The 6,605-nt window shown below is 67.3% G+C and carries 7 protein-coding genes; 3 read left to right on the forward strand and 4 right to left on the reverse strand.

The annotated features are described in order from the left end of the window. From fliK to fliE, 4 genes are all read right to left on the reverse strand, one after another. On the reverse strand, positions 1 to 1,233 hold a 1,233-nt coding region (gene fliK / locus CIC12_RS06695), incomplete at its 3' end, for a flagellar hook-length control protein FliK (RefSeq protein WP_168663330.1). Positions 1,234 to 1,327: 94 nt separating this feature from the next. Next, positions 1,328 to 1,654, reverse strand: coding sequence for a flagellar protein FliT (locus CIC12_RS06700; RefSeq protein WP_168663332.1), 327 nt, complete (start codon positions 1,652 to 1,654; stop codon positions 1,328 to 1,330). Continuing rightward, positions 1,651 to 2,085, reverse strand: coding sequence for a flagellar export chaperone FliS (gene fliS / locus CIC12_RS06705; RefSeq protein ID WP_168663334.1), 435 nt, complete (start codon positions 2,083 to 2,085; stop codon positions 1,651 to 1,653). Before fliS ends, CIC12_RS06700 begins: the two co-directional genes overlap by 4 nt. Before the next feature lie 335 nt (positions 2,086 to 2,420). Continuing rightward, positions 2,421 to 2,756 (reverse strand): flagellar hook-basal body complex protein FliE, encoded by a 336-nt coding sequence (gene fliE / locus CIC12_RS06710; RefSeq protein ID WP_168663336.1) that lies wholly within the window; start codon positions 2,754 to 2,756, stop codon positions 2,421 to 2,423. Positions 2,757 to 3,007: 251 nt separating this feature from the next. Here fliE and fliF point away from each other — a divergent pair, with 251 nt between their 5' ends. Genes fliF through fliH form a run of 3 tightly spaced genes read left to right on the forward strand, consistent with a single transcriptional unit; the run spans position 3,008 to position 6,468 of the window. Beyond that, entirely contained in the window at positions 3,008 to 4,807 is a 1,800-nt protein-coding gene (gene fliF, locus CIC12_RS06715; RefSeq protein ID WP_168663338.1) for a flagellar basal-body MS-ring/collar protein FliF, read from the forward strand. Then, complete coding sequence (gene fliG, locus CIC12_RS06720; protein WP_121315983.1) at positions 4,797 to 5,792, forward strand: flagellar motor switch protein FliG; 996 nt, start codon at positions 4,797 to 4,799, stop codon at positions 5,790 to 5,792. Before fliF ends, fliG begins: the two co-directional genes overlap by 11 nt. After that, complete coding sequence (fliH, locus tag CIC12_RS06725; protein WP_174771943.1) at positions 5,779 to 6,468, forward strand: flagellar assembly protein FliH; 690 nt, start codon at positions 5,779 to 5,781, stop codon at positions 6,466 to 6,468. The genes fliG and fliH overlap by 14 nt, the downstream gene beginning before the upstream one ends. Positions 6,469 to 6,605: the final 137 nt, after the last annotated feature.

Consider the following 6,605-nt stretch of genomic DNA (forward strand, 5'->3'; position numbering starts at 1 on the left):
CTCGCGGATCGTCAGGCCGTTCAGTTCGATGCCCGCCGCCGCGAGCCGCTGCCGGAAGCTCTCCCCCTGCATCGCGAGGCGCGCCGCGCCGCCCGGACTCGCCTGCACGCGCGCCACGAGCCGCATGCCCGTCAGCGTCAATTCGGCGTCGACGGTGCCGAGAGTGGGAAGCGACAGCGTCAGGCGCGTGCGCCACGGCTGGTCGTCCTCGCTCGTCATGCCGCCGCCGCTGCGGTCCCATTCGTCGCCGTCCTGTTCGATGGTCCAGTCGAGCCGCGCGCCCGGCCACGCTTCGCCGCTCCAGCGAAACTGCCCGGTCGCGAGCAGATCCAGTTGCTGCCGGACCAGCGGCACGGTCGCGGGATGGACCGCTGCGGCCATCGAAGGCGAATTCTGCCCCGCGCCGGTGTCGGCGGTTTGCGCCGCCGCGCTGTGCAGCCCGGCATGCGCGGGTTGGCCGGTCAGTTCGGACAGCGAATCGGCCAGCACTTCACCGGCGACGAAACGTGCGGCCTGCGCAGTCAGGATCGACGGCATCGCGCGGGCCGTGGCGGCGTTCTCGGGTGCGCCGCTCTGCACGCCGCCATTGGAAGTAGCGCCGGTGCCCTGCCGCATCGAGCCGTTTTGCAGCGGCGCGTCGGCGTCTTCGTTGGCCCAGTCGAGCGGTAATTGTGCGGTCGCTACCAGCCTGTTTTGCGCCTCGTCGGCGAGGTCCGCCGGCGAGCGCTGACCGGCCAGCCATTGCGCGAGATGGGCCTCGTAGAACAGACCGCTATCACTCACCGTCCGTTCGAGGGCGGCCGCGAGCGCCGCGACCGGCAGCTGGGCGGCGGCGATACTGGCGGTGGCCGCAGCAGCCGTGGTCGTCGTGCCGGCCGTGGCCGGATTTCCCTTCAGCGTGGTGGACTCAGCGGAGGTGTCGAACAGCGGCAAGCCGCCGACTTCGATATCGAGCGCCGGCGCGGCCGGCCAGATCGGCGTCTGGCCGAGCACCGCCAGGGTCGCCTCGCCGCCCGTGTGCGCGATCGCATTGAGCGTCAGCGCGACGGCGGAGAGCGCAGTTTGCGCGGAAGGCGGTGGCGCAGACGGAGCGGGCGGCGGTACCGTAATCGGCGCGGCATCGACACCCGCCGCGCCGGTCTGCGAGGTGGCCGTACTGCCCGGCGCGATGTTGAGCAGACTGTCGACCCGGCTCGTAAGCACCGAAGCGATGGCCGTGTCGATTCCGTTCATGCCGATTCCTTGGTCACATTGGCGGCAGCGCGCGCAATCTCAAATCAGTCCGGTCGGGCTCCGCGATGCGGACGGGCGACGCACGCACGCCGGCTCAGCGCGCGCCGTACAGTTCCTTGAGCACGCGCGTCGGCCGTCCGGCGAACAGCGCCGACAGGTTGGCCATGCGCGGATTCGCCAGATCCCGGATGGCGGCGTCGTCCGCGAGAATCTGGCGGATCAGCGCGTATTTGCGCAGGCGCTCGGCTTCGTCGAGCTTCACATCGGAGTCGGCCTCCTTCAACGCTTCCACCAGATGCCGGTACTCCTCCTGCAAGTGGACCAGGTCGCTCCACAGTGCGCGCCGGGCAGCCGTCAGCATGCGGCAGGAAATCGCTGCGATCGCCTCGTAGCGGGCAAAATATTCTGCGTTCGATGTCATCTCATGCTTTCCGCGGCCGGCTGGGCTGCCATCCGCGCGATCTCCGGGGCAATGCCGATCCATGCTTCTTCGAGCGTCGCCAGCAGGCCGTCGACTTCGACCAGCATCGTCTCGCTCTGTTTGATATTGGCTTCGAGCAGCCGGCGCGCCATGTAGCTGTACAGCGCGTTGAGCCGCTCCGCGATCTCGCCGCCCACCTCAAGGTTGAGCGACTGCTGCAGCCCGCTTTCGATAATGCGAATCGCCTTGCTGACGGCCATGCCACGCTCGGCCACATTGCCTTGCTGCAAATGCATCCGCGCCTGCGCGATCGCCTGCCTTGCACCCTGGTACAGCAACACGATCAGACGATGCGGACTTGCGCCCATCACACTTGTCTCGACACCGACGCGTGCATACGCATTGGCTCCAGCGTGTCCTTGGGAAAACATCGGCGCTCCTCTTCTCATACAGACTGCGGTTTGGTCGTGGCATGGCCGTTCGGAGCGTCGCAGCGCCCGAAGTTGCCCTGTATCCGGGTTATCGGATACGCAACGACAAAGCTTTAGGCCGATGTAAGGAGGAATAAGGAGCGCATCGCGTGCGAGCCTGCACCCTGCCGACAGGGCTCGCCAGTCTCCACGGCGAGCCACAGCGGGCCCCTGCGGGCCGCCGCGGCTGCGCCACGCCCGCGAGTGCGCCGCCGTCGCGGGCGGCGCTGCCGGGCGTTGTGCAGGCTTAAGCAGGCTCAAGCAGGTTCAGGCGAGCGAGGCCGCGTGCGGCTCGCTCAGACCGCCATCTGCGCGATGTCGTTGTAGGCGGAAACCAGCTTGTTGCGCACCTGCAGGCCGAACTGGAAGCCGACGTTGGCCTTCTGCATGTCGACCATGACGTCGTTCAGCGACACGTTCGACGAACCCAGTTCGAACGCCTGCGATTCGCCGATCGCGGTTTTCTGGTCGTTGCTGATTTTGTCGAGTGACGCCTTCAGCGCCGACGCGAAACCGCCGGTGGTCGCCGCGCCGGACTGCTCGGCCGCCGGGCTCGTGCCGCCGGCCGCCTGCGCGGCCATCGCCTGCATCTGTTGCAGCGCCGACGAGAGCGCGTTCACGGGCATGGTCATGTTCTCTCCGTTAAATGAAGGACCGGCGGGTTATAGCCGCACTGCACAGCCGTACCGATCTGAACCGAAGCATAGCAAGCGCCCCCGTCGCGACAGCGCCGAAAGTAGGGGGGAAACCCCGCTCTATTCAAGCAATCGGGTTGAGCGGCGCTGCGGATAATTTCAAGGGTGAAAGTCTCTGTCCGTACGCCCGCCGACCCTCGGCGCGCTCAGGCGGCAGAACGCAAAGGCATCCCGGAGATACCCGACGCATGGATTCGTCAGCCAACTCTTTGATCAACCCCGACGCTCGCATGGGGCTGGCCGGCGCGCAGCCTGGCACCGGCGCGGCCGGCGCCGGCCAGGCCGGCGGCGCCGACCTCGGCGGGCTCGGCGGCAACCTGGGCGGCATGGGCGGCAACTTCACCCAGCGTCTGTCGGGGCTCGCGCAGATGCGCGGCAACCCGCGCGCCCCGCTGATCTTCGCGGTCGCGCTGCTGGTCGCGATCGTGGCGGGCCTGTTCCTGTGGTCGCGCGCGCCGGACTACAAGGTGCTGTTCAGCAATCTGTCCGACCGCGACGGCGGTTCGATCATCGCCGCGCTCCAGCAGGCCAACATTCCGTACAAGATCTCCGACAACGGTGGCGCGATCCTCGTGCCGGCTGAGCAGGTGCACGAGATGCGGCTGCGGCTGGCCTCGCAAGGCCTGCCCAAGAGCGGCTCGGTCGGCTTCGAACTGATGGACAACCAGAAGTTCGGCATCAGCCAGTTCGACGAGCAGATCAACTATCAGCGTGCGCTGGAGGGCGAACTGGAACGCACGATCGAATCGATTTCGACGGTGAAGTCCGCGCGCGTGCATCTGGCGATTCCGAAGCCTTCGGTATTCGTGCGCGACAAGGAAGCGCCGTCGGCGGCCGTGCTGGTGAACCTCTATCCGGGCCGCGTGCTCGACGAGGGCCAGGTGGTCGCGATCACGCACATGGTGTCGTCGGCGGTGCCGGAAATGCCGGTGCATGGCGTGACGATCCTCGACCAGGACGGCAACCTGCTGACGCAGCCGACCACCGGCAGCGGACTCGACGCGACGCAACTGAAGTACCGCCAGCAGATCGAGCGCAACACGCAGCAGCGCATCAACGCGATCCTTGCGCCGTTGTTCGGCGCAGGCAACGCGCACTCGCAGGTCAGCGCCGACATCGACTTCTCGCACAGCGAACAGACCTCGGAAAACTACGGCCCGAACGGCAACCCGCAGCAGGCGGCGATCCGCAGCCAGCAGTCGAGCAGCGCCACCGAAATGTCGCAAGGCGGCGCCTCGGGCGTGCCCGGCGCGCTGTCGAACCAGCCGCCGCAACCGGCCTCCGCGCCGATCACGGCGGGCAACGGCGCGAGCGGCGTCGCGACCACGCCGGTCAGCGACCGCAAGGATTCGACCACCAACTACGAGCTCGACAAGACCGTGAGCCATGTCGACCGGCCGATGGGCGGCATCCGGCGTCTGTCGGTGGCGGTGGTGGTGAACTACCTGCGGGTGGCCGACGCGAAGGGCAACGTGACCATGCAGCCGGTCACCGCCGACAAGCTCGCGCAGGTCACGCAACTGGTGAAGGACGCGATGGGCTTCGACGCGGCACGCGGCGACTCGGTCAACGTGGTCAACAGCGCGTTCACCGCCGACATCGATCCGAACGCGAACCTGCCTTGGTGGCGCACGCCGGACATGCTGGCGCTCTACAAGCAGATCGCGACCTATCTCGGTATCGGCGCGGTGGCCCTGTTCCTCTACTTCGTGATGGTGAAGCCGGCGCTGCGCCGCGCTTTCCCGCCCCCGGAACCGGTCGCGGTGGCCGCGCTGGCGTCGCCGGACGAGCCGGTCCTGCTGGACGGCATTCCGGCCGCGGAGCGCGATGGCGCCGTGGTGGAAATCGAGACCGACAGCGAAACGCTCGCGCTCGAAAACGCGAAACACAAATATGAGCGGAACCTGGAGTTCGCGCGCAGCATCGCGCGCCAGGATCCGAAGATCGTTGCAACCGTCGTGAAAAATTGGGTGTCCGATGAGCGCTGAAGGCGTAGTGAAGAGCGCGCTGCTGCTGATGTCGATCGGCGAGGAAGAAGCCGCGCAGGTGTTCAAGTTCCTCGGGCCGCGCGAAGTCCAGAAGATCGGCGTCGCGATGGCCGCGCTGAAGAACGTGACCCGCGAGCAGGTTGACGAAGTCCTGCAGGAGTTCGTGAAGGAAGCGGAGCAGCACACCGGCATGTCGCTCGATTCGAACGAGTACATCCGTTCGGTGCTGACCAAGGCGCTCGGCGACGACAAGGCCGGGGCGATCATCGACCGCATCCTGCAAGGCAGCGATACCAGCGGCATCGAAGGCCTGAAGTGGATGGATTCCGCGGCGGTCGCCGAACTCATCAAGAACGAGCATCCGCAGATCATCGCGACCATCCTCGTGCATCTGGACCGTGATCAGGCGTCGGAAATCGTCGCCTGCTTCACCGAGCGGCTGCGCAACGACGTGCTGCTGCGCATTGCGACGCTCGACGGCATCCAGCCGGCCGCGCTGCGCGAACTCGACGACGTGCTGACGGGCCTGCTGTCCGGCAGCGACAACCTCAAGCGCAGCCCGATGGGCGGCATCCGCACGGCGGCCGAGATTCTCAACTTCATGTCGAGCAACCATGAGGAAGGCGTCATCGAGAACGTCCGCCAGTACGACGCGGAACTCGCGCAGAAGATCATCGATCAGATGTTCGTGTTCGAGAACCTGCTCGATCTGGAAGACCGCGCGATCCAGCTGCTGCTGAAGGAAGTCGAGTCCGAGGCGCTGATCATCTCGCTGAAAGGCGCGCCGCCCGCGCTGCGCCAGAAGTTTCTGTCGAACATGTCGCAACGCGCGGCCGAACTGCTCGCCGAAGACCTCGATGCACGCGGTCCGGTGCGCGTCTCCGAAGTCGAAACGCAACAGCGCCGCATCCTGCAGATCGTGCGCAATCTGGCCGAGAGCGGTCAGATCGTGCTAGGCGGCAAGGCGGAAGATGCATATGTCTGATCAGAACTCCTCGGCGAAGGAAAGCCTCTCGGCCTACCAGCGCTGGGAGATGGCCTCGTTCGATCCGGTGCCACCGGCGCCGCCGCCCGAGCCTGAAGTCGACGACGGCACCGCGTTCGAAGCCGAACTGGAACGCCTGCGCGACGCCGCGCACGCGCAGGGCATCGCGTCCGGCCACGTGGCCGGCCAGGCGCTCGGCTACCAGGCCGGTTACGACCAGGGCCATGCGCAGGGTTTCGAGCAGGGCCAGAGTGAAGCGCGCGAAGAAGCGGCGCGCCTCGCCGCCTTGGCGGCGACCTTCAAGACGGCGCTCGACGGCGCCCAGGGCGCGATCTCCGAAACGCTGGTCGCGCTGGCGCTGGACATCGCGCAGCAGGTGGTGCGCCAGCACGTGCAGCACGACCCGACCGCGTTGATCGCCGCCGCACGGGAGGTGCTGGCCAGCGAACCTGCGCTGGTCGGCGCGCCGGCCCTGATCGTGAGTCCCGCCGATCTGCCGGTCGTCGAGGCCTATCTGATGGAAGAGTTGCAAACGCGCGGCTGGACGGTGCGCACGGATGCGTCGGTGGAACGCGGCGGCTGCCGCGCCCAGGCCGGCACCGGCGAAGTGGATGCCGGCATCGATACGCGCTGGGAACGTGTCGCGGCCGCACTCGGCAAGGTGAGCACGTGGTGAAGCCGACCCTCGAAGAGATTCGCGCCAGCGATCTGACGCCGCTCGAGCGCGAACTGGCGCTGGCGTCGTTCGGGGCGGAGGTGCTCGCGGAGGAACCGGAAGCGGCTACCGCTTCGGCGACGCCCGCGGCTTCCGCA

The sequence above is a fragment of the Paraburkholderia sp. SG-MS1 genome, assembly GCF_012275575.1.
Lineage (GTDB): Bacteria > Pseudomonadota > Gammaproteobacteria > Burkholderiales > Burkholderiaceae > Paraburkholderia.

Coding starts and splice junctions, on each gene's coding strand:
- CIC12_RS06700 (WP_168663332.1), bottom strand. CDS start 1,654: ATGACATCGAACGCAGAATATTTTGCCCGCTACGAGGCGATCGCAGCG.
- fliS (WP_168663334.1), bottom strand. CDS start 2,085: ATGTTTTCCCAAGGACACGCTGGAGCCAATGCGTATGCACGCGTCGGT.
- fliE (WP_168663336.1), bottom strand. CDS start 2,756: ATGACCATGCCCGTGAACGCGCTCTCGTCGGCGCTGCAACAGATGCAG.
- fliF (WP_168663338.1), top strand. CDS start 3,008: ATGGATTCGTCAGCCAACTCTTTGATCAACCCCGACGCTCGCATGGGG.
- fliG (WP_121315983.1), top strand. CDS start 4,797: ATGAGCGCTGAAGGCGTAGTGAAGAGCGCGCTGCTGCTGATGTCGATC.
- fliH (WP_174771943.1), top strand. CDS start 5,779: ATGCATATGTCTGATCAGAACTCCTCGGCGAAGGAAAGCCTCTCGGCC.